The 21,869-nt window shown below is 46.3% G+C and carries 19 protein-coding genes and 1 pseudogene; 15 read left to right on the top strand and 5 right to left on the bottom strand.

Going from position 1 to position 21,869, the window contains the following annotated elements:
• Positions 1-405, bottom strand: a pseudogene (locus tag QUB13_RS29150) (photosystem II D2 protein (photosystem q(a) protein)); the annotation flags it as partial.
• A gap of 291 nt (positions 406-696) precedes the next feature.
• On the opposite strand from QUB13_RS29150, the gene QUB13_RS29155 reads away from it, so the two are divergent.
• The 8 genes from QUB13_RS29155 (at position 697) to QUB13_RS29190 (ending at position 9,422) form a co-directional block, all read left to right on the top strand.
• The gene (locus QUB13_RS29155; protein WP_194012996.1) at positions 697-1,263 is read left to right on the top strand and encodes a photosystem I assembly protein Ycf4; all 567 of its coding nucleotides are present in this window, start codon (positions 697-699) and stop codon (positions 1,261-1,263) included.
• Positions 1,264-1,293: 30 nt separating this feature from the next.
• Positions 1,294-1,491 carry a hypothetical protein gene (locus QUB13_RS29160; RefSeq protein ID WP_333388262.1) on the top strand — a complete coding sequence of 66 codons (198 nt, stop codon included), beginning with the start codon at positions 1,294-1,296 and terminating at the stop codon, positions 1,489-1,491.
• 99 nt (positions 1,492-1,590) lie between these two features.
• Positions 1,591-2,379: a peptidylprolyl isomerase gene (locus tag QUB13_RS29165; RefSeq protein ID WP_442922216.1), complete on the top strand. Its 789-nt coding sequence runs from the start codon at positions 1,591-1,593 to the stop codon at positions 2,377-2,379.
• Positions 2,380-2,756: 377 nt separating this feature from the next.
• On the top strand, positions 2,757-3,962 hold the full coding sequence (locus QUB13_RS29170; protein WP_333388265.1) for a beta-ketoacyl-ACP synthase: 1,206 nt from the start codon (positions 2,757-2,759) through the stop codon (positions 3,960-3,962).
• Positions 3,963-4,295: 333 nt separating this feature from the next.
• A complete protein-coding gene (locus QUB13_RS29175; protein WP_333388267.1) occupies positions 4,296-5,405 on the top strand; it encodes an ATP-binding protein in 1,110 nt (369 codons plus the stop codon).
• Positions 5,406-5,506: 101 nt separating this feature from the next.
• Positions 5,507-7,414 (top strand): DNA mismatch repair endonuclease MutL, encoded by a 1,908-nt coding sequence (mutL, locus tag QUB13_RS29180; protein ID WP_333388269.1) that lies wholly within the window; start codon positions 5,507-5,509, stop codon positions 7,412-7,414.
• Positions 7,415-7,669: 255 nt separating this feature from the next.
• Positions 7,670-8,491 (top strand): SirB1 family protein, encoded by an 822-nt coding sequence (locus QUB13_RS29185; RefSeq protein ID WP_333388272.1) that lies wholly within the window; start codon positions 7,670-7,672, stop codon positions 8,489-8,491.
• Positions 8,492-8,744: 253 nt separating this feature from the next.
• Positions 8,745-9,422 (top strand): alpha/beta hydrolase, encoded by a 678-nt coding sequence (locus tag QUB13_RS29190; RefSeq protein ID WP_333388275.1) that lies wholly within the window; start codon positions 8,745-8,747, stop codon positions 9,420-9,422.
• A 223-nt stretch (positions 9,423-9,645) separates the two neighbouring features.
• On the opposite strand, the gene QUB13_RS29195 is transcribed toward QUB13_RS29190, so the two are convergent.
• Complete coding sequence (locus tag QUB13_RS29195) at positions 9,646-10,110, bottom strand: SRPBCC family protein (RefSeq protein ID WP_194010060.1); 465 nt, start codon at positions 10,108-10,110, stop codon at positions 9,646-9,648.
• A gap of 77 nt (positions 10,111-10,187) precedes the next feature.
• Between QUB13_RS29195 and QUB13_RS29200 the strand changes: the two genes are divergently transcribed.
• The 3 genes from QUB13_RS29200 (at position 10,188) to QUB13_RS29210 (ending at position 13,502) form a co-directional block, all read left to right on the top strand.
• Positions 10,188-11,885 carry a mechanosensitive ion channel gene (locus QUB13_RS29200; RefSeq protein WP_333388279.1) on the top strand — a complete coding sequence of 566 codons (1,698 nt, stop codon included), beginning with the start codon at positions 10,188-10,190 and terminating at the stop codon, positions 11,883-11,885.
• Positions 11,886-12,087: 202 nt separating this feature from the next.
• A complete protein-coding gene (locus QUB13_RS29205; protein ID WP_333388282.1) occupies positions 12,088-12,609 on the top strand; it encodes a hypothetical protein in 522 nt (173 codons plus the stop codon).
• Positions 12,610-12,743: 134 nt separating this feature from the next.
• Complete coding sequence (locus QUB13_RS29210; protein WP_333388285.1) at positions 12,744-13,502, top strand: Uma2 family endonuclease; 759 nt, start codon at positions 12,744-12,746, stop codon at positions 13,500-13,502.
• Between the two features lie 26 nt (positions 13,503-13,528).
• Here the strand turns inward: QUB13_RS29210 and QUB13_RS29215 are convergent, their stop codons facing one another.
• The 3 genes from QUB13_RS29215 to QUB13_RS29225 all read right to left on the bottom strand — a co-directional run bounded on the left by QUB13_RS29215 (position 13,529) and on the right by QUB13_RS29225 (position 19,432).
• A complete protein-coding gene (locus tag QUB13_RS29215) occupies positions 13,529-16,114 on the bottom strand; it encodes a polynucleotide kinase-phosphatase (protein ID WP_333388288.1) in 2,586 nt (861 codons plus the stop codon).
• Positions 16,115-16,393: 279 nt separating this feature from the next.
• Positions 16,394-17,821 carry a 3' terminal RNA ribose 2'-O-methyltransferase Hen1 gene (locus QUB13_RS29220; RefSeq protein ID WP_333388291.1) on the bottom strand — a complete coding sequence of 476 codons (1,428 nt, stop codon included), beginning with the start codon at positions 17,819-17,821 and terminating at the stop codon, positions 16,394-16,396.
• Between the two features lie 162 nt (positions 17,822-17,983).
• Positions 17,984-19,432, bottom strand: coding sequence for a GTP-binding protein (locus tag QUB13_RS29225; RefSeq protein WP_333388294.1), 1,449 nt, complete (start codon positions 19,430-19,432; stop codon positions 17,984-17,986).
• Positions 19,433-19,746: 314 nt separating this feature from the next.
• On the opposite strand from QUB13_RS29225, the gene QUB13_RS29230 reads away from it, so the two are divergent.
• The 4 genes from QUB13_RS29230 to QUB13_RS29245 all read left to right on the top strand — a co-directional run bounded on the left by QUB13_RS29230 (position 19,747) and on the right by QUB13_RS29245 (position 21,479).
• The gene (locus QUB13_RS29230; protein ID WP_333388297.1) at positions 19,747-20,580 is read left to right on the top strand and encodes a CPBP family intramembrane glutamic endopeptidase; all 834 of its coding nucleotides are present in this window, start codon (positions 19,747-19,749) and stop codon (positions 20,578-20,580) included.
• Positions 20,581-20,643: 63 nt separating this feature from the next.
• Positions 20,644-20,862, top strand: coding sequence for a hypothetical protein (locus tag QUB13_RS29235; RefSeq protein WP_333093419.1), 219 nt, complete (start codon positions 20,644-20,646; stop codon positions 20,860-20,862).
• Positions 20,855-21,286 carry a hypothetical protein gene (locus tag QUB13_RS29240; RefSeq protein WP_333388300.1) on the top strand — a complete coding sequence of 144 codons (432 nt, stop codon included), beginning with the start codon at positions 20,855-20,857 and terminating at the stop codon, positions 21,284-21,286. Before QUB13_RS29235 ends, QUB13_RS29240 begins: the two co-directional genes overlap by 8 nt.
• Positions 21,249-21,479, top strand: a complete 231-nt coding sequence (locus tag QUB13_RS29245) for a hypothetical protein (protein WP_442922215.1) — start codon at positions 21,249-21,251, stop codon at positions 21,477-21,479. Before QUB13_RS29240 ends, QUB13_RS29245 begins: the two co-directional genes overlap by 38 nt.
• The last annotated feature ends 390 nt before the right edge of the window (positions 21,480-21,869 follow it).

Here is a 21,869-nt window from a genome sequence, read left to right on the forward strand (position 1 = left end):
TAAACGGGCGATTTCGAGTTGACGCAGGCAAAACCCGATCAAAGCGAAGGCACCGTGGAGGGCGACGAAGGTCCACAACCCGCCGAGTTGGAACCAGCGGGTTAAGTCCCACTGTGCTTCCGGGCCCCACAAGAACAGCAGGGAGTGTCCGAGGCTGTTGGCTGGGGTGGATACTGCGACGGTGATGAAGTTGGCTCCTTCGAGGTAGGAGCTTGCCAAACCGTGGGTGTACCAGGATGTGACGAAGGTGGTGCCGGTTAGCCAGCCACCGATGGATAGGTAGGCGCAGGGAAATAGCAGAATCCCAGACCAGCCTACGAAGACGAAGCGATCGCGCTTAAGCCAGTCGTCGAGTACATCAAAGATGCCTCTTTCGGTCTGGGCGCGTCCGACTGCGATTGTCATAGTTATAAAATCCTCTTGCTTGTTAAAAGACCAAGGTTTCTAATTAAAGTTAACATAACTATATATTATAAGTTGATAAAATTTCAACTCAAACACCAGAATTTCCCCACTAGATGCGTACTCCCCCAGTCGCGATCGGTTCCACAAGCGAGAAATTCGAGGTACTTCCAAGCCAACTGACTCGCTTTTCGCCGGCGCAGTTAAGGGTGGTTGAGGAGCCAGTCGCGCCAAGGAAGTGCGAGTGAGGTAGGCTAGTTGAATTAAAATTTGGCTTTAAGGCTGTTTAATCTTATGACTGCAAAAGCAACGACCTCGATCGATTCTATCCTCCGCTACGAGGTTTTGGGTTCCCGCCGCTTCAGCAATTACTGGTGGGCGACGATTGTCACCATTGGAGGGACTGGTTTCCTGCTTTCGGGCCTTTCGAGCTACTTGCACGTCAACCTGCTGCCTTTTGCTGACCCGACTGAGCTCATTTTTATCCCCCAAGGCATTGCGATGGGTTTCTACGGTGTCTGCGGCGTGCTGTTGGCACTTTACCTGTGGCTGACTGTTCTGTGGGATGTCGGCGGCGGATACAATGAGTTCGATCGCAAAACTGGTAACATTCGGATCTTTCGCTGGGGATTTCCCGGCAAAAACCGCAAACTTGATTTTACTTGCAAAACATCCGACGTGCAATCTGTGCGGGTGGACATTAAAGAAGGTCTCAGTCCCCGCCGCAGCATTTATCTCAAGCTGAAAGACCGCCGTCAGTTTCCCCTAACTAGAGTCGGACAGCCGATTGCTTTGTCTGATGTGGAAAATCAAGCTGCGGAATTAGCTCGATTTTTGCAAGTTCCCCTAGAAGGACTGTAGATATTTTCGATTTTCGATTTTCGATTGTTAATGTCTTGTCGTCTTGTAGGGTGCGCTTCGGCGCATCAAATCGAGAAATCTCGGAATTTAGAGATTTGGGATTGGGGATTTTCGATGGCAGAATTGGTAATGTCTTGTAGGGTGCGCTTCGGCGCACCAAATCGAGAAATCTCGGAATTTAGAGATTGGGAATTGGGGATTTTCGATCGCAGAATTGGTAATGTTTAGTAAGTTGGACGGCGACGCACCAAATCGATAAATCTAGGGTGCGCCTCGCCGTAAACCTTACCCGGTTGAAGGAAAATGAAAGTGAAAATACAAATGCAAATGCAAATGCAAATCAAAATTCAGCGGTGGTTGTTCTCACTTTTAATAATTGGTGCGCTGTTTGTCGGGGGATGCGGTAGTTCTCCGCAGGCTAACTCAACTCCGACACCGAATCCGGTGTCTGGTGAAAGCATTTCTTTGACTCCACCTCCGTCTCCTTCTAATGCTGTGGCGGTGAGTTCGCAATTTAGCAATTTGCCGCGTTTGGAAGGAAAAGCAACGGTGGTGATGATCGTCAAAGGTGCTCCAATTACGATCGAAGTTGACGGCACAAATGCACCGATTACTGCGGGCAATTTTGTCGATTTGGTTCAGAAAGGTGTCTACGACGGGCTGGTATTTCACCGAGTAGTGCGGGAACCTCAGCCTTTTGTAGTTCAGGGCGGCGACCCGCAGGGTAAAGACCCTAAATTCCCTACGGCGCGGCTGGGAACTGGGGGTTTTATTGACCCGAAAACTTCTAGCGAACGCAGGATTCCTCTGGAAATTAAAGCTAAAGGTGCTCCGAGTCCGACTTACAGCAAAACGCTAGAACAAGCTGGGATCGATCAAAAACCTGTGTTGATGCACACTCGCGGGGCTGTGGCGATGGCTCGATCGCAGAGTCCTGATTCGGCTTCTTCTCAGTTTTACTTTACTTTGACCGATGTACCGTTTTTGGACGGTAGCTATGCGGTTTTTGGCTATGTGAAGGAAGGGATGGATGTGGTTGATAAGATTGAAGCGGGCGATCGGATTGAGAAGGCTACTGTTACTCAGGGTTTGGAAAATTTTAAACCTGGTAGCTGAAGGTAGTCATTAGTCATTGGTCATTGGTCATTGGTCATTAGTCATATCAATTCCGGTTGCACTCATACATGACTGTTGACTGTTGACTGTTGACTGTTGACTGTTGACTGTATTTTATTATTCCGATGCAACCGGAAACGATATGATTAGTCATTAGTCATTAGTCATTAGTCATCGGTCATTGGTCATGAGTCATTAAAAATGAAGGATTGACTGACAAACTGGTGACTGATGATTTAAGGTGGGAGCATTTCATTTTTACATAAAGCATTTTTTGTTGTATTGCTGTCCTTGAAAAGCGAGTTATAGAAGGAAGCGAACTTCGGAGGACACTACATAAACAAAACTGAGATGCGCCATTACGGCTAAGTACAAAAATGGATGTTGTTGTTACTGGAATTGGTCTTGTTTCAGCTTTGGGGAATCTGAAAAATAGCTGGAAAAGACTGTTGGCTGGTGAGTCGGGAATTGAGATACATCAACCTTTTTTAGAACTTGAACCGCGAATTTTGGCTTTGGTTGGTACAAAACCTGCTGATTTAATAAGTTTAATTATGCCTGTTTTAGCAGAGGCTTTGCAAGATGCTAATTTGACTTTGCCTTTGCGCGATTGCGGAATTGCGATCGGATCGAGTCGAGGATTTCAGGCAAATTTAGAAATGTTGCTAAGAGGAAAGAAGCAAGAAGGAAGAGAATTCCCGATGCCCAATTCCCAATTCCCAATTCCCAATTCCCAATTCCCAATTCCCAATTCCCAATTCCCGATTACCGATTATCGATTCGTGGATTTTTTGCCTCATATGGGGGCGATCGCGGCGGCGAGAGCAATTGGCTCGACGGGGCCCGTGCTCGCGCCGATGGCTGCTTGTGCGACGGGCCTGCAGTCGATCGCCCGCGCTGTTGATTTGATCCGCACTGGTGAGTGTCAGCGGGCGATCGCAGGTGCTGTGGAAGCGCCGATTACACCACTGACTGTGGCTGGATTTAACCGGATGGGTGCTTTGGCCGACACTGGCTGCTATCCGTTTGACGAACATCGCGAAGGTTTGGTGCTCGGTGAAGGCGGGGCTTTATTTGTATTAGAATCCGCCGAGTTGGCAAGCCGTCGCGGTGCTAAAATTTACGGGCGAGTTTCGGGTTTTGGCTTGACAAATGATGCTTGTTATGCTAACGCACCCGATATCGGGGGGGAAAGTGCGATCGCGGCGGTAAATCAATGTTTGAAACGCAGCAATTTAGCAGCCGTTGATATTGATTTTGTTCACGCTCACGGTACTGCAACTGATTTAAACGATCGACAGGAAGCGCTGTTAATTGAAAAATTGTTTCGCCCTGGAGTTGCTGTTAGTTCGACTAAGGGGGCTACTGCTCATACTTTGGGAGCTTCGGGAGCCTTGGGCGCGGCTTTTTGTTTGATGAGTATTCGAGATGGGATGTTGCCGCCTTGCACCGGCCTGAAAAAACCGGGGTTTGAATTAGATTTTGTTCGCTGCAGGCGATCGACTCTGGTGAGAAATGCGATTTGTTTGAGTTTTGGCTTTGGCGGGCAGAATGCTGCGATCGTCTTATCTGGCGATCGTTAATTTTTGGCAATGCCAGTCGATCGACATTTAAATTGTGCGCTCTCTCTAAAGTTAAAATCTTGTAATGGCTGCTGCAGAACTCGATCGCACATCTAATAAAAATCTCAAAAATACTACCATATTTATGGATTTTAGTCAATTAGCTAAGAATTTGCGCGAGATTGCTGCTGCTGTCTGAGTCTGGCTCTGCATTCCGGCGATCGCCCTTTCCCGGCCAGGGATGCCAGAACATAGAGCCAGATTCAAGCAGTATTGTCTTTTATCAACGCATCGATGCCGATCGGCGAAAATAGAAAAAATAAACTGTTTAAATTAAGCATTAGGTACTATCTCATGGATCTGGCATCTCATCGATTTATCTCTTATTTTGAACCTCTGCAAGCTGCTCACCTGTGTCAAATAGCTGTATTGGAGAGTTTTGCTGAGGAAACGCTAGTTTTTGACGAAGGAGAAGCCGCCGATTTTTTCTATCTAGTTTTAGCAGGTGCAGTCGAGTTTAGCAAGCGGATTGAAAATAATAAATATCAAGCTATTGCTATCGCTAAGCCAGACGATTTTTTTGGCGAACTCGGAGTTTTAGACGGAGAGCCTCGCAGTGCTAGAGCTGTGGCATTTGGCGGCTCGACTTTGGCAAAAATAGGTCGCCAAGAACTAATAACAACTCTAGAGTTGGCTCAAGGCAGTTCCGTACTGCAAATGTTTAATTTCATTATTAAAAACTTGCGCGATACTACAGATCAATATGTTAGCCAGTTCGTACACAAACAAAAAATGGTATTAGTCGGAGAAATGGTGAGTACAATTATTCACGATTTCAAAAGTCCTTTTACGGGAATTAAACTCTCCAGCGAAATGCTCAAAGAAATGCACCCCGATGAGGAAACTCAGGAGTGGTGCGAACTTATTCAATTACAAGTTCAGCGAATGTTGGGGATGGCTGAAGAAGTATTAGAATTTTCGCGCGGTAACTCTACATTAAGTAAAAAACCAATCAATTTAATCCAGACGTTGCAGCAGTTTGAAAAATTGAACAGAGTTTATTTTGATGCGGCAAAAGTAGATTTAGTGCTGCGGGTAACAGAAGTAATAGTGGAAGCCGACGATAATAAGATTTTGCGCGTTTTGCAAAATTTAGTTGGGAATGCTGTTGAAGCTTTTGGCGGGCGCGGCGGGCGAGTTGAGATTATTGTGACACAAAGCGAGGAGTGGGCAGAAATTAGCATTTACGATAACGGCCCCGGCATTCCGCCATCAATTAAAGACAAGTTATTTGAACCGTTTGTGACCTACGGGAAGCGGACTGGTACTGGTTTGGGAACGGCCATTGCTAAGTCGATTGTTGATGCTCATAAAGGAGAAATTACCTATGAATCGGACAATGAAAAAGGTACAACTTTTTACATCCGATTGCCAATCAATATTGTAGAATCGGAGCAAATTTAAGTGACCGACAGATATCTAGAATTTCTCAATTTTCGTGAAATATAATGTGTAGCGAGCGGCAAAATCAAGTAAAATTTAATTAACGAAATGCTAAAAATCTGATGCCAGTTACTATTCAAACCTTACCCGCAGAAGTTATCAATTTAATTGCCGCCGGCGAAGTGATTGACTCGATCGCCGCTGCGGTACGAGAATTAGTTGAAAATTCTCTGGATGCTGGTGCAACTCGCATTGTTGTGTCTGTCTGGCCCGAACAGTGGCGGGTGCAAGTTGCAGATAACGGTACGGGGATGGATCTGGAAAATTTGCAGCAGGCGGCTTCGCCTCACAGTACGAGCAAAATTACCACGGAAGCAGACCTTTACAAAATTACTACTTTGGGATTTCGCGGGGAAGCTTTGCACAGTTTGGCTCAGTTGGGCTGTTTGGAGGTTTTGAGCCGATCGAACGATTTGGGATTGGGCGATTTTTGGAAAAATCGACAGTCAGCGGAAACCCCCCCCAGCCCCCCCTTGTTAAGGGGGGGAGTTGAGAATTCGTCGTTTAACGAGGGGAGAGGTGAAAATGCTCGATCGGGCTGGCGGGTGGTTTACAACAACGCGGGCGCTGCTGTAGAGGTGGAAACAGTGGCGATCGCGCCTGGTACGGTAGTCACTGTGTCTGATTTGTTTGGCAATTGGCCTGTACGCCGCACGTTTTTGACTCCGGCACAGCAAATGCGATCGATCCAATCAATCATTCAGCAAATTGCTATTTGTCACCCGCACGTTAATTGGCAGTTGCGTCAAGGAAATACTGCTTGTTTCTACGTCACTCCTAGCAGTACAGCGGAACAAATTTTACCTCAATTTGTGCGCGGCGTGCGAGCAAGCGATTTGCAATATTTAAAGTTAGATTTGCCTTCAGTTCCTGAAAAGAATAAATTGCCAGATAGTTTCGCACAGGCGCAATTATTTTTGTCAAAAACAGGGGCGAGTTACCAATTCCCAATTCCCGATGCCCAATTCCCAATTCCCAATTCCCAGTCTCTGGAGTTAGTAATTGGTTTGCCCGATCGCTGTCACCGCAGGCGGCCAGATTGGGTGAAGGTGGCGGTGAACCGGCGGGTTGTGCGATCGCCCGAATTAGAGCAAACTATTCTCAGCGCCTTCGCCCGTACTTGTCCGCGCGATCGCTATCCCGTGTGTTTTGTTCACCTGCAAATCTCCCCCTCAGAAATCGACTGGAACCGCCACCCGGCTAAAGCGGAAATTTATCTGCACGATCCGAGTTTTTGGCAAGCACAAGTTAGCGCGGCAATCGATCGGGCTTTGCACTTGAATGATGAAGTTTTGCCAGCGCCACATATTCCCGATCGCGTGGGACAATTGCTGAAGGCGTCGGAACAAAAAAGTGCTTATAGTGTAGGAATTGGCGATCGGCCAAACGATGAAGGCGGCGAAGAGGCAAAAAATCATCAAATAGGATTGATGGAACTGAGGGCGATCGCACAAGTTCACAATACTTACATTGTGGCGGAACATTCCAGCGGAATGTGGTTGATAGAACAACACATCGCTCACGAGCGCGTTTTGTACGAACAATTGTGTGCCGCTTGGCAGCTAAAAAATCTCGAAAAACCAGTAATTCTCAGTCAATTATCGGCGCTGCAAATTGAGAATTTATCCCGCTTGGGTTTGGAAGTAGAAATATTTGGCGAACAGCTATGGGCGGCGCGAGAAGTGCCTGAATTGTTAGCCGATCGAGATGACTGTGCGGCGGCGCTTTTTGAACTCAGTAAAGTCGCAGATTTGCAAGCTGCTCAAGTTGCTACTGCTTGTCGCAGCGCTATTCGCAACGGTACTTCTTTGAGTCTTTTGCAAATGCAAAATTTATTGAATGAATGGCAACAAACTCGCAATCCGCGTACTTGTCCTCACGGCAGACCTATCTATTTTGCTTTGGAAGAATCGACTCTGGCTAGGATTTTTCGCCGCAGTTGGGTGATTGGTAAAAGTCACGGGATTTGAAGGTTGACTGTTAGGCTGTAGGTGCGCGTTGTTAGGTATAAAACTGTTTTTTTTACCGCAGAGGGCGCAGAGAACGCAGAGAGGAGGAAAATAGAGGTTTTGTTGAGGGTTTTTTGGGCAACTGGATATGCTGTTTTTTTTACCGCAGAGGGCGCAGAGGGCGCAGAGAGGAGGAAAATAGAGGTTTTGTTGAGGGTTTTTTGGGTGACAGGATATGCGGATAAAATGTTAATTAATGTTGAGTAAATTATTATTATGGATTTGACGATCGCCCGACAACTTTTTTACCAAGAAATTAGTCAGCCAGACAACTCGATCGACCTGGCGAAAGCTGCTTTGTATGTGGCTTTGGAGGAATACCCGAATTTAGAGCTTCAAGCGTATTTAAATGTTCTCGATTCGATCGCCGATCGAGTGCGTTTGCGCCTCCCGCCACAGAATTATCCGCTGCGGATCATTCAAACTATTAACGGCTATTTGTATGAGGATTTGGAATTTTCGGGCAATGATGCTGATTATTATGACCCCCGCAATAGCTTTTTGAATCAAGTGCTCGATCGCCGTACTGGGATTCCGATTTCTTTATCTCTGGTTTATTTGGAGGTTGCTAAGCGCATTGATTTTCCGATGGTGGGGATTGGGATGCCGGGACATTTTTTAATTAAGCCGGATTTTGAAGGTGCTGGGATTTTTGTGGATGCGTTTAATGGTGGCGAGATACTATTTCCTGAAGATTGTCAAGGGAGACTTTCTCAAATTTACGGTCAACCGATGGAGTTACAACCGGCTTTTCTCGCCCCGGTAAGTACGCGGCAGTTGTTGGGGCGAATGCTGGGAAATTTGAAGGCGATTTATTTGCAGCAGCGCGATGCGTTGAGGGTGTTGGGGGCGATCGAACGGATTTTGCTGTTGTTTCCCGATGCGCTGTTGGAAAGGCGCGATCGCGGAATTCTTTTCTATCAAATTGGGCGTTTTGCTGAGGCGCGCCACGACTTGGAACTATACCTGACAAATGCTCCGAATGCTGAGGATGCTACTGCAATTCGCCAATTGCTCGCAAGGCTCGATCAGAACTAAGTTAAATGGGCGATCGCACAACATCGCACCCCAAGCTACACTCGATAAGTTTTACAAAGTTCGATCGAATTTTTGCAAATCTGGACATAACATATAACCGAGCAATTAACACCTATCTTTTGATAGGTTACATTTGCTCGACCTGACTGTAAAATATTATGTCATTTACGGAACTCCTGACTCCACTTTCTCGACAGATACCCGCAGAGGCGATCGATCGAAACTGTATTTTGACGTAAAGAGGCACAAACCCATGAACTTTAAGTTTCAACAAAATTATCTCAACGGAATGCAACCACAGTCAGCCCATTTTACCAAAAAAATGTCAAAATCTTTATCATTAGGTTTGGCACTTTTAATCTCGACAAGTGCAGTATTTCTGAACAGCACCAAAGCCTTTGCACTAGACAATGTTACAGTAAAATACGGGGCAGTTGACGTAACTTTACCGATGAGCGACTTGCAAAGCTTTGCACAAACCGGCAAAGCATCACCTCAACTGCAAAGCGTTTTGAATCTGGCGAAACAAAAACCCGAAGCGGTGCGCGAAATATTAACGCGAGAAGTGGCTTTAGATTCCCAATTAGTAATGCGGTTGGCAAATACTTATTTTGGGGAAATTGTTTTCAAAGAATTGGGCGAGGTTGCTTATACGCCGACAACTCGGCTGCAAAGCGCGCCGGCACTGCGCGATGCTTTAGTCGCAGCTTCTAAAGATGGCAAAATATCGCTGATCGAAGTGATTCAAAATTACGGGCCTACCGCTTTAGAAGTGAATGGAAATCAAGCGATGGTAATCTATCAGCGAGTCATCAAAGATTTGCAAGATATGCAGGATATCTATAAGAATTCCCCAGCGTTACAAAATACTGCTGGTCAAGCAAGACAAATGATTTGTCAGCCAAATTCATCACCGGGGGCTGGGAAGTAAATAATATCAATTACGGTTGCACTCATACATAATTGTTGACTGTTAACTGTTGACTGTTGACTGTTGACTCGATTTTATTATTCCGATGCAACCGGAAACGATATAACTGAAGTTTTTGGTAAGCGGGAATCGGAAAGCGGGAATTGCGAATTGGTGCTTGTTTTTATATTAGCCTTGAGGTTTCAGCTATTACCAATTACCGATTCCCAATTACCGTTACCGATTAGCTATTACTAATTTCTTGAGATAATTGCTCCGCTACTCGTTTGAGTCGGCGGAGTTGGTCTTTCATGTCTTTTTTTGTCAAAGAAGCTGCAAAGCTATTGAAACCAAATCTAATTAAAGGATTGGGGATTTGAAATTCAAAGCGGTTAATCAAAAGAGTTCCTTGGATGTGGGGCTGGCATTCCCAACGATCGCACCCTTGGAAAAATCCGTCAAACCCCCAAACAATTAAACCGGGTTGTCGCTCTAACACCACGCTGTTTAAAGTGGGTTGCAAAACCGGAATTTTTATGATAAACAAGCTGCGGCTTCCTACAGCAGTATCCCACTCGCCCTCTGGTTCGCAGCGCAGCATGGGATTGAGCCACTTGTGCATCAAAGTGCGATCGACTATACAACGCTCCACCAAGGTGGCGGCAGCGCCAATTTCAATTGATTGCTCGAAAACTTGACGAATTGACATGAAAACCTGCAAGCTAGAAGCGTATTCTGACAGTTTTTTATCTGCCTTGTCAAATGTGACGTCAACCTGAGAAAAAAATGAATCAAACTTGGCAAGAAATAACTCAACAGATATCTAGTCCAATAGCGGTTATGTCCGATGGCTTACGCCCCGCTATGCTACGCATTTTGGCGCAAGTCCAACCCACCCCGAATCCTCTGACAGATGCCGAACGCGGATTTAACGATTTTGTGGTGAGTTCAAACCTGGAAAATCTCCTCTGGGCGATCGGTATCCTGCTAATTGGGTTGATCGTATCAGCCCTTGTCTCATCTTTAGTCGGGGGATTGCTCAAGAAGACTACCATAGACAACCGACTGGCTGGTTGGATTACTGGCCGCCCCGCAGGAGAAGGCTCCCCGCAAGTGGAAAAATGGATTTCCGCTGCGGTATTCTGGATCATTTTTATCTTTTTCCTAGTTGCCTTTTTCAACCGGCTGAATCTAACGGCTGTCTCGCAACCCCTCAATACTTTTCTCAATCAAATTGCTGGTGCTTTGCCGAAGTTAGCCAAAGCCCTAATTTTTCTGGGGATTGCTTGGGTGTTGGCGACAATTGCCAGATTGGCTCTATCGCGGGCGATGCGGACTTTTGGCGTAGACGAGCGCTTGAATCAGCAGGTGGGGAATGCACCAAGCGAGAATCCTTTGCTGCTGAGCGAGACTCTGGCAAATGCGCTGTACTGGTTCATTTTTCTGCTGTTTTTGCCGTTGGTGCTCGAATCGCTGGATTTGCAGCAGGCTTTGCTACCAGTTAATAATTTGCTCAACCAAATTTTGGCGGCAATTCCGAAAATCCTGGAAGCTTTGCTGATCGGGTTTGTGGGCTGGCTGCTGGCTCAAGTGGTGCAGCGGATTGTCACGAATCTGCTGGCTGCTGCTGGGGCGGACAGTTTGGGCGCTCGGTTTGGCATTTCCCGGAGTTCGGGCGGACAATCGCTGTCGTGGATTATCGGTACGATCGTCTACGTGTTGATTTTGATTCCCACGGCGATCGCAGCTTTGAACGCTTTGGACATCCAGGCGATTTCGCTGCCGGCCATCGCGATGCTCAACACGATTCTGGGCGCGCTTCCCAACATTTTCACAGCAGCCATAATTCTGGCAGTTGCTTACATTTTGGGGCGCTGGATCGGCGATTTGGTGACTAATATCTTCACCGGAATTGGGTTTAACAATATCTTTTCTTGGTTGGGAGTGCAGCCGAAACAGCCGCTGCGACTACCGCCGAGTTCGATCGATCCTGAAGCAACGATTCTGCAAGAACCGGATCTGCCGGCCCGCACGCCTTCGCAATTTGTCGGCATTGTGGTGCAGGTAGGCATCATGCTGTTTGCTGTGGTTGCCGCTACCGACGTGCTGGGGATTCCGGCGCTGACGGCGATTGTCAGCGGTATTGTGCTGGTTGCAGGTAGAGTGCTGGCCGGTTTGGTGGTATTTGCGATCGGCTTGTATTTGGCGAACCTAGCCTTTAGTTTGATTGCTAGTTCTGGAACTCGCCAAGCGCGGTTGTTGGGCCAAACGGCTCGCATCGCGATTATTGCTTTTGTGGCAGCATTAGCGCTGCAACAAATGGGCATTGGCAGCGATATTGTGAATTTAGCTTTCGGGCTGCTGCTAGGGGCGATCGCAGTTGGAATTGCTCTAGCCTTTGGTTTGGGTGGGCGCGAGATTGCGGCCAACGAACTTCGCCAATGGTTAGCGTCGTTTAAACAAGATAAAACGCCGCGTTTGTAACTCTATAACATGGCGTTTGTCAAGTACAAACGCCATTTTTTTGATAATGAGTCCATAGCGCACTGCTACACTTTTACTGCACTTCTAGACGATCGCCCATAAAATTTAAAAACGCCACCGAACTCCTGATTTTTAGGCGATCGGAACCATGAAAAATGCCGTAGTCCCCACTTCAAATCCCCTCTGAAGGAGATATTCAAAGATGAACTCATTTTTAAGACCTATGTTGTGGGCGATCCCTTACCGAGAAGCAACCATCCATCTACCGCTAACCAAAGAACCAATCCGCCAACGACTCGCGACCATTATTCCAGCAAATGTAATTGGAGTAACGCCTACACTGGTAGGAGGGCAACTTCCTTACCGATACAAAATTTATCTTGATGGCTATTCCCTGCGCGCGATCGGACCTTTGGGAAATCGGAGATGGTGTTTAGTGACGCAAGGCGAAATTCAAGACATTCCCGGCGGTTCCGTACTGCGACTGACGCTGCGTCTTTCCACCCTCATTATTGTCCAATTATTACTGAGTTTGGCGCTTCTTATCTGGTTTTTTAGAAATTTTTTTATAGAAGCTAGCTTGCCAATCATCCCATTTTTCACGATGCAATTCTTATTTATAATGGCGTTTAATTTTAAATACGAAGCCGATTGCACCCTAGAGATACTCAGACAGCTTATAGCAGATTGCCAGCTTGCCGATGGCAGTAGCAGCATTGATTGACCGCTAAAAAAAATCGATAACAGCTTATGATATTGGCATAAAAAAGTCTGTGTCAAGTACAAACGCCTCTTTATTATAATTACTTTCGCTAGCCTGCTAAAATAAAAGCAGAGAGAATTGATGAGACTTAAACCGTGACAGTTTTTACTCAAATCGAAGAAGAAATTGAATATCTCCGCAGCGGCGGAGAGCCGATGGCGGAAAGCGATATCACGCGCGATTACATGACTTACGGCGTGGAAGCTTTGAAGCTGCACTTTGAATCGCGATCGGATGTATACGTGTCAGCAAATTCTTTCGTCTATTACGAAGAAGGCAATAAAGCAGCAGTAGTTGCTCCCGATATTTATGTAGTATTCGGAGTCAGAAAACGCCAAAGAGACAACTATAAAATCTGGAAAGAAGCCGGGATAGCGCCGCAGTTTGTCTTAGAAATAACATCCGAAACAACTCAAGATGTAGACCAAGAAACCAAACCAGAAACCTATCGAAGTTTGGGAGTCAGGGAATACTTTCAGTACGATCCGTCTGGAGATTATCTGAATCCGATATTGCAAGGACTGCGTTTAGTCAACAACCAGTACCATCCGATTCCCGCCAATAATATCGCCTTCGATACGCTGTGGCTGTACAGCGAAGTATTGGGACTGGAATTACACATAGTCTCTGGAGAATTGAGGTTTAGAAATCCTCAAACAGGAGAGTTTCTGAAGACTCATGAGGAAGAGCAACAAGGACGACTGGCGGCGGAACAAGGACGACTGGCGGCGGAATTAGCCTTGCGATCGCTCATTTCTAACCTGTTAAATTCGGGAATGAATTTAGAGCAAGTTGCACAAATGATGAATTTATCGACATCGGAAGTGCAACGATTAATAGGGATAGATGTGTGAGCGATCGCCTGCTTTATACCTTCAGATTACAGCCTCGGATCGACAGGTTCGCTCTCCATCGCTAAAACTCCGAAAACGCACTCGTGAACTTGTCTCAAAGGAGCGCCCGCCACAAATCTCTCCAATGATTCTACACCGAGAGCAAACTCTCGCAACGCCAAAGAACGCTTCCCGGAAAGCCCGCGCGATCGCAATTTTTCTAAATGTTCCGGCAATGAATATTCCAAACCGTAAATAATCCGCAAATACTCTTTCCCCCTACATTTTACCGCAGGCTGCACCAGTCCTTTGCTATTTTTCACAATAAAATCCATTGGTTTAACAACCATGCCTTCGCCTCCCGCATCAGTCAGTTTTTCCCACCATTTTATCCCGGCGGATTGGCTGTCAGAATCTGCAATTTCCACTACTTTGTATTCAGTAGCTAACAGCAATTCCGGGTCAGCTTGACAAACTTCTGCAATCTGTTCCATGTGCCAGCAGTGATTTTTGTTAGTATGAACTTTTCCCTCGGTTGCCAAGATGTGGAAAGGTGCTAATTTGAGGTCGGAGATAGATTTGACAGGCCAGCAGTAACGCTGGTAGGCTTTAACGTATTGATGCGCTAGTTGCGATCGCTCTTGGTGGCGACTCAGTAAATCGCTAACTTCAACTCCCCGCTGGCTAGCCTGTTCTAAGTTCTTAATCGCATCCGCAAACGCAGTATTAGAAGCTGTTCCCACAGGGGCATACTGTTGCTGCAATAAGTCTTGAGCTTTGGCAGACCAAGGCATCAATTCGCAGTCCAAACAAACCCACTCGGTTTGAAATTTATCCCAAAAATTGCTAGCAGTTAAAGCAACATTGATTCTAGCTAAAAATTCGGTTTCTATACTAAAATCATTGAAGAAATGCCGTCCGGTGCGGGTGTAACAAATACCGATGCTGTTGTTAAGAATCCCGAAGCGCCGTTTAGCCGCCGATTCATCTCGGCAAACAATCACCACTGCACGGGAACCCATGTGTTTTTCCTCGCAGACAACTGTCGATACGCCCTGGTGTTGGTAGTAGCTAAATGCTTCGGCTGGATGTTCTAAAAGTCCCGGTTCTTTGGAAGTAGCGACGGGAGACATTGTGGGAGGCAAATAAATCAGCCACTTGGGATTAGCGGCAAATCTGCTCATTACTTCCAGGGCGGCGATCGCATTTTCTGCTTTAATCGTAATGTTGCTTTGCAGGCGAGTGGAAATAATCCGCTTGCCCAATACGTCGGCAATGTCTAATATATCGTCAGATTGCTGTTGGGCGGTGAGAGGAGTTGTAACAGCAGTAAGTGCGATCGGCTTGACAGGTTCGCAGTAAACTCTAGCAGCCGCAACGCTGACAAATTCTCTTTCAGGATAGCGCAAAGCTGTTAGTTTGCCTCCGAAAACGCAGCCCGTGTCAATATCAACGGTATTGTTAAACCATTCTGTTTCCGGGACAGGGGTGTGTCCGTAAACAACTGCTGCTGTGCCGCGATATTCGGCGGCCCAATTGTAGCGAACTGGTAAGCCGAATTCATCGATTTCGCCTGTGGTTTCTCCGTACAAGGCGAAATCTCGAATTCTCCCGGATGCGCGTCCCTGAAATTCTGCTTTCATTCCGGCGTGGGCGACGACTAATTTGCCGCCGTCGAGGACGTAATGCCCGATCAAACTGTCTAGAAATTGGCGGATTTCTGCGATCGCAGATTCGCGTAATTCGTCGGGCAAAGCTGCTATTTCTGCTAAGGTTTGTTCGAGTCCGTGATTGATTTTGACATTTTTGCCGTTGAGTTTTCGCAGCAATTTAATGTCGTGATTTCCCGGCACGCACAATGCTGTTTCTGCTGCTACCATGTTGCGCGCGAGTTTGAGTGTGTCGAGAATGCGCGGGCCTCGATCGACCAAATCGCCCAAAAACAAGGCTTTACGCCCTTCTGGGTGCGCGTAGGTGGGAAAATCCCAGAAGCCGGACTTGCTGTTTTTTTCCACAATTTGATAGCCCAACTGTTGCAGCAATTGCTCTAATTCGCCGCAGCAGCCGTGAATATCGCCGATGATATCAAACGGGCCGGACTCGCTTTTGCGGTTGTTCCACAGCGGTTGTCTTGCGACTTCCACCGCGTCGATTTCCTCTGGGGAACGGAGGATGTAAACGTAGCGAAATCCTTCGCGATCGAGAGATTTGAGCGATCGCTTTAAATTCTGAACGTGGCGGCGAACTACGTGACTGCCAAAGTTGCGGTTTGGACGTTGTTGATTGCGATCGGCACACAATTTTTCTGGTAAATCTAGCACAATAGCAACCAAAAAGCAATGATATTTTCGGGCTAATTCCAACAAAGGTTTGCGGCTTTCCGGCTGAACATTTGTCGCGTCTATAACAGTTAATCGGCCTGCTGCAAGGCGTTTAGCAACGATAAAGTGCAGTAATTCAAAAGCATCGCCGGTTGCAGCTTGATTGTTTTCGTCATCGGAAACCAGGCCGCGGCAGTAATCCGATGAAATGATTTCTGTCGGCAGGAAATGTTGGCGCGCAAAGGTAGATTTCCCGGAACCGGATGCACCGATGAGAACGACTAAAGATAGTTCTGGAAGGGTAATTTTCATAGTTTAATAGTGATTTACTCGTTACTAGGCTCTGCCTGGTAACGCAGATCCAGAGGCTCTGCCTCGAATTTTCATCGAACCTCGCGAGGCAGAGCCTCTGGCCATCGGTTCCTAGGCTCTGCCTGGGAACCAGTTATAGTTTAATAGTGATTTACTCGTTACTAGGCTCTGCCTAGTAACGCAGATCCAGAGGCTCTGCCTCGAATTTTCATCGAACCTCGCGAGGCAGAGCCTCTGGCTATCGGTTCCTAGGCTCTGCCTAGGAACCAGTTATTTTTATTAATAGATTTTGCATTGGGTGAATATTGCCATTTGCGTAGGCGAACCCACTTCTAAATCTTCGGTTCCCACACAACGAAATTCTACAGCAAACCCAAACCGTTCTGCAACCGCATTCGCCCAAGTTTGAAATTCTGCCCTTGTCCACTCAAAACGGTGATCGCGGTGGCGAAATTTCCCAGCAGGCAAGTTTTCAAACCGCACGTTATATTCAATATTTGGAGTTGTGACGATCGCACTTTTGGGCCGCACAAACTCAAACAACACCCGCTCGAAAGCAGCCAACCGATCTAAATCGAGATGTTCGATCACTTCAATTACCGCCGCTGCGTCAAAATCTGTCAAGCGGCTGTCCCGATAAATCAGCGAACTTTGGATTAGTTGAATGCGAGATTGTTGTGTGGGAGACAATCGATCGATTTGCAATCTTTCCGTAGCAATTTCCAAGGCCCGGTGGGAAACATCGACTCCCGTAATTTGTTCGATCCTCTGCGAGGGCTTCGCTAACGCACTTTCTTTCAAAAGCAATCGCAGCAATTTTCCCTCACCGCAACCCAAATCTACAACTCGCTTAACATTGCTGGCTTTTAAAACCTCCATCACAGCATCTAAACGCTGTTGGTTGAGACTAATTCGCTGTTCTAAAACTTCCTCTTCTTGGTGGTGAGAAATTTCTAGTTTCTCCTGGTCAAGATTATCGGCTTCTGCTAATTGTGCTACAGCAATTCGCGTCAGACGGCGCTGGCGTTTCAGATAGCGATCGGCAATTTGTTCGCGGGCCGGATGCGCGTTCAACCAACCTTCGCCGTGACGCAATAACTTCTCGATTTCATCATCGCCAACCCAGTAATGTTTGTCGTCATCCAACACCGGAATTAGCACGTAGAGATGGCTCAACAAATCCGCCAAACGAATTGTATTTTGCAGTTCCACCGAAAAGTAAGGACTCGCGCCCCATTCTGGAAATTGCGCGTCAAGAATCAGCGGTTTTGCTGTCACTTGATAGCCCAGCGGCTCAAACATTTCGCGCAGAAACTTTTCGCCACCGCGACAGGGCAAAACCGACAGATTGACCGTCAAAGGAATGGCACTTTCTGCGAGTTCTGGGCGGTCTTTGCAGCGACCGGATAGAGCTGTACTAAAGACCTTGCCGAGGGCGACAGACAGAAACGACGAGGCAACGTAGGGGCGATCGTTGACGTATTGTTCGAGAGGGCGATCGTCCGATTTCGATTTTCCCCGCACCAAACCAACCGGATCGACATCTAACAGTAAAGCCGCCGTGCATTTTTCTGCATTCGCCTCTGGATAAAACACGCTAGCATTGCCGAAAGTCATTGGAAAACATTGATGGCGATCGGGATGTTTGTGCAATAAATATCCCAAATCTGTAGCAGGGACGCGAGTTGTAGAAATGGTTAATAACATAATATTTGGAATTGGGCATCGGGCATCGGGCATCGGCCAAACAGGGCATCGGGAATTGGTGTTTGTTATTGCATAATTGCTTCTTCTGACTACTGACTACTGACTACTGACTACTGACTACTGACTACTGACTACTGACTACTGACTACTGACTACTGACTATTAAGATTGCTGTTTTTCCACACCTCTTAAATCCAACTTGGCCCGCAACTCATCCTTAATCCGATTTAAAATAGAATCCTCATCCAAAGAAGATAAAATCTTGCTCACAACAGCCTTTGGCCCGTCATCTCCCCAAGACGCACCGTTAGCCAAATAAGCCTTAGTAACTTGACCGATTCCGTAGCAAGAAACCCCAGCAATTGCAGCTTGCGTCACAGCCACAGAAAGATAAGGCCCCAAGGCCAAACCTCCCGTCGCCGGTGTCGCCAAACCCAACAATCCTTTCAAAGAACTTAAACCCAAATTAGCCAACAATTCCCCCGCAGTAATTCCCCCCATACTCAATGCAATCTTTTGCAGCAATTCCACCGCCCCTGCTTCTGTCATCGCAATGCCGTAAACTTTAGATAAAGTTAATATCATTACCACATCAATTACCGCACCGCTAAGAATATCAACTACAGTAACTGGATTTAGGGCGATCGCCACAGCTTTCGTCATTACCCCATTCCAGATAATCCGGTTAGCCGCATCTTCTCGAATCTCCATTTTTCGCTGCACCAACTGCTCGTTAATATCCCCCGCACAAAGCATCGTATTCAGCGCTACCAAAGATTTTCCTTCCCGGTCTAAAATCTCCAAAATCTTTAGTTTTAAATCCTCAACTTGCGGTAAAGTGCGAGTCATTTGCACGCTCATACTTCCGTCGGGACGGCGCACCGCCCGCGCCGTCAAAGGCGACGCTGCGGCCATCACAATTTCATCGGGAGATAACAATTCTCTCACGCGATCGTCCCGAATTTTGTGATAAATTGCCAGCCTATCTGCATCGGGATACTGGTCAATTTTATTAAACACTAATAACATCGGTTTTCCGGCTTCCCGCAATTGCGAAAGTGCTTGATATTCCACTTTCGTAATGTCGCCAGCAACTACAAACAATATCAAATCTGCTTGTTTAGCAACGCGGCGGGCTAAAAGTTCGCGAGTTTCGCCGTCAACTTCATCTATTCCCGGAGTATCGATTAATTCTACTTGCGATAAACGGTAAATAACTGGCGAAAGTCTATCGGGTAAACCGTCATCCACACCATCTCCGACATCCCACTGGCCAATAGTTGTGGTACGAGTCACCCCGTGAGTCGGGCCAGTTTCAAACACATTTTGACCGAGTAGCGCGTTTAAAACCGAAGATTTTCCCCTTCCCACCATCCCAAACACAGCGATTTGCACGCAAGCGCGCTCTAGCTTGTCCAGCATTGTTTCCAAGCCGCCAATTTCCGGCTCCAGTCCAGTTCGCTCTTGTGGTGTCAAGTCGAGATTTTCTACTATATCTCGCAGAGCATCTTTAGCGCGGCGCAGGTTGAGTTCTGCTTGAATGTCTGCGAAACTTAATATTGTGTCGTCTAATTCGCGATCGACATTTGAATAATCCGAGGCTTCAGTCATTGTTACCTGATGTTATAGCTTTGCTTCACTTAAAGTTTTAACCGATATGATGCTATTCTAGCTTTTTCTGCGGGCTTTGTACATTGGGGACTCCGTAATGCCGTGTTTATAATAATCTGCGTAGAGAAGACTGGGCGGTTGAAACCGCGTCTTGTCAAACAAAACCTGCCGACGCCGGTTGAATAAAACCAGGTCGTTGAAATTACGTTATTTTCTTTAGTCCGCGAAGGCGGACATCGTTTGTGTAGATGCGGTTTCAACCGCCGATCTGTGTCGCTATAAATATCATGTAAAATCTATTTAATTTACCACCAATGATTAACGCCAATAAAATAGCAAATTCTCCATTTCTATTACGAGTAATAATTTTCCTATTAATTTTAGCAGCAATCTGGCTGCCCGTCGCCGCACCAATTTATCTGTTAGTTAAAGATAGCAACCTCGCAACTATTCTGACAATGGGATTGTTGTTTGCCGAGTTTGTTTTCCTAGTGCGGCGCTGGGGAAAACAGGTTTACGGACAAACGCAATTGCTCACAAGTTACGGTTTAGTCAATACGCGACAAAACGGTTTTGAGCTTTTAATCGGATTGGCGATCGGCATTTCGATCGCTTTCACCCTATTTTTAGTGCAAGGGCTGTTCGGCTTTGTCGCATGGCAAAATTCTGATAATTTGCCTCGAATCATTGCAGAAGGGCTATTAAGCGCCCTGGGGGTGGGTTTTGCGGAGGAGTTGGTATTCCGTGGTTGGTTGCTGGACGAATTGCAGCGGGATTACAACAATCAAATTTCTGTGCGGGCGAATAGCCTGATATTTGCCCTATCTCATTTTATCAAACCCGTGGAGGCAATGCTGCGGAGTTGGCCTCAGTTTCCGGGCTTGTTGTTGTTGGGTTTGATACTGGTTTTGGCAAAGCGCAACTGTCAAAATCGCCTGGGTTTGTCGATCGGGCTTCATGCAGGTTTAGTCTGGGGATATTATATAATTAACATCGGAGAGTTAGTGCGATATTCTGGCTCTGTTCCCGATTGGGTCACTGGAATTAACGGCAATCCGTTGGCTGGGGCGATCGGGCTATTATTTTTGAGCGTGTTGGCTGTGGGAATGCGGCAAATGTCAGAACGTTCAAAAGGGCGATCGGATTAATCAATTCTTGAAAATGGCATAATAGATCAGACCATACTCTACAACCAACCTGGGGAAATTTTTATGCAGCTTGCTGAACTTCTACCACTCGTGAAAGATTTGCCTCACACTGACAAACTTTTACTACTGCATTTTATCGTATCCGAATTACTGCAAGAATCAGGTATAGTTCCGCTAGAAGAGCAAGGCAAAGCATCTAGCACTAATTCCTACAACTCTTTTGAAGCCGCTGCTGTTTTAGCAAAAGCATTATCAGAAGAAAAAACAGTAAAACATGGTTGATAAAGTCAGATTTGCGTTTGCCGAAATCGATCCGCAACTGGGTGCATTAAGTACATTGCCTTACTTGCCACTAACTTTAACTTATCGCAATTGCTCTTTAAGTGCATCAGGCTTGCTAGATACAGGTTCTAGTGTTAACGTATTGCCCTACGAAATGGGATTAAGATTAGGAGCAATTTGGGAACGTCAAACACTTTCTGTTCCATTAGGAGGCAATTTAGCTAGGTTTGAGGCGCGGGCATTGGTATTGAGGGCGAACATTGAGCGCTTTCCTCCAGTGGATTTAGCTTTTGCTTGGACAAAAGACAGAAATGCTCCATTAATTCTGGGACACATGAATTTCTTTCTGGAGTTTGATGTCTGCTTCTACCGGGCTGAATTATTATTTGAAATTAGTCCTAAAAGGAGAGGCGAGCAAAGATAGGCTGGGTTTGTCGATCGGGCTTCATGCAGGTTTAGTCTGGGGATACTATATAATTAACATCGGAGAGTTAGTCCGATATTCTGGCTCTGTTCCCGATTGGGTGACAGGAATTAACGGCAATCCGTTGGCTGGGGCAGTGGGGCTATTATTTTTGAGCGTCTTGGCTGTAGGAATGCGAAAAATTAGTCAGTAGTCAGTTGGCAGTTGTTAGTTGGCAGTTGTTGGTTGTCGGTTGACTGTTGTCATTTTATCAATTCCCAATGACCAATTACTTATGAAACTCACGATTTTTGTCGCAGCTATACTGCTAATTAGTGCAAACTTTTCTGGTATCCGCTCAATAAATCGGGGTAACAGCAAAAAAAGAAGGTTCACAATCTAGGCACAGCATGGTAGAATATGACGTATTATTAATCATAAAATCAAGGATGTCATAATTTTTTTGAGCCACTAAAGTCACAATTAACCGTGGGTTTATACGACACTTACTAAAGGAATCAAGGGCAAATAATTCAGAGCCTTTATATTTTTTTGAATTTCTTCAATCAGACCAGGACACACCCAGAGAATAAACCGAAGATTG

Source organism: Microcoleus sp. B4-D4 (genome assembly GCF_036705185.1).
In the GTDB taxonomy this organism is placed as follows: Bacteria; Cyanobacteriota; Cyanobacteriia; order Cyanobacteriales; family Microcoleaceae; genus Microcoleus.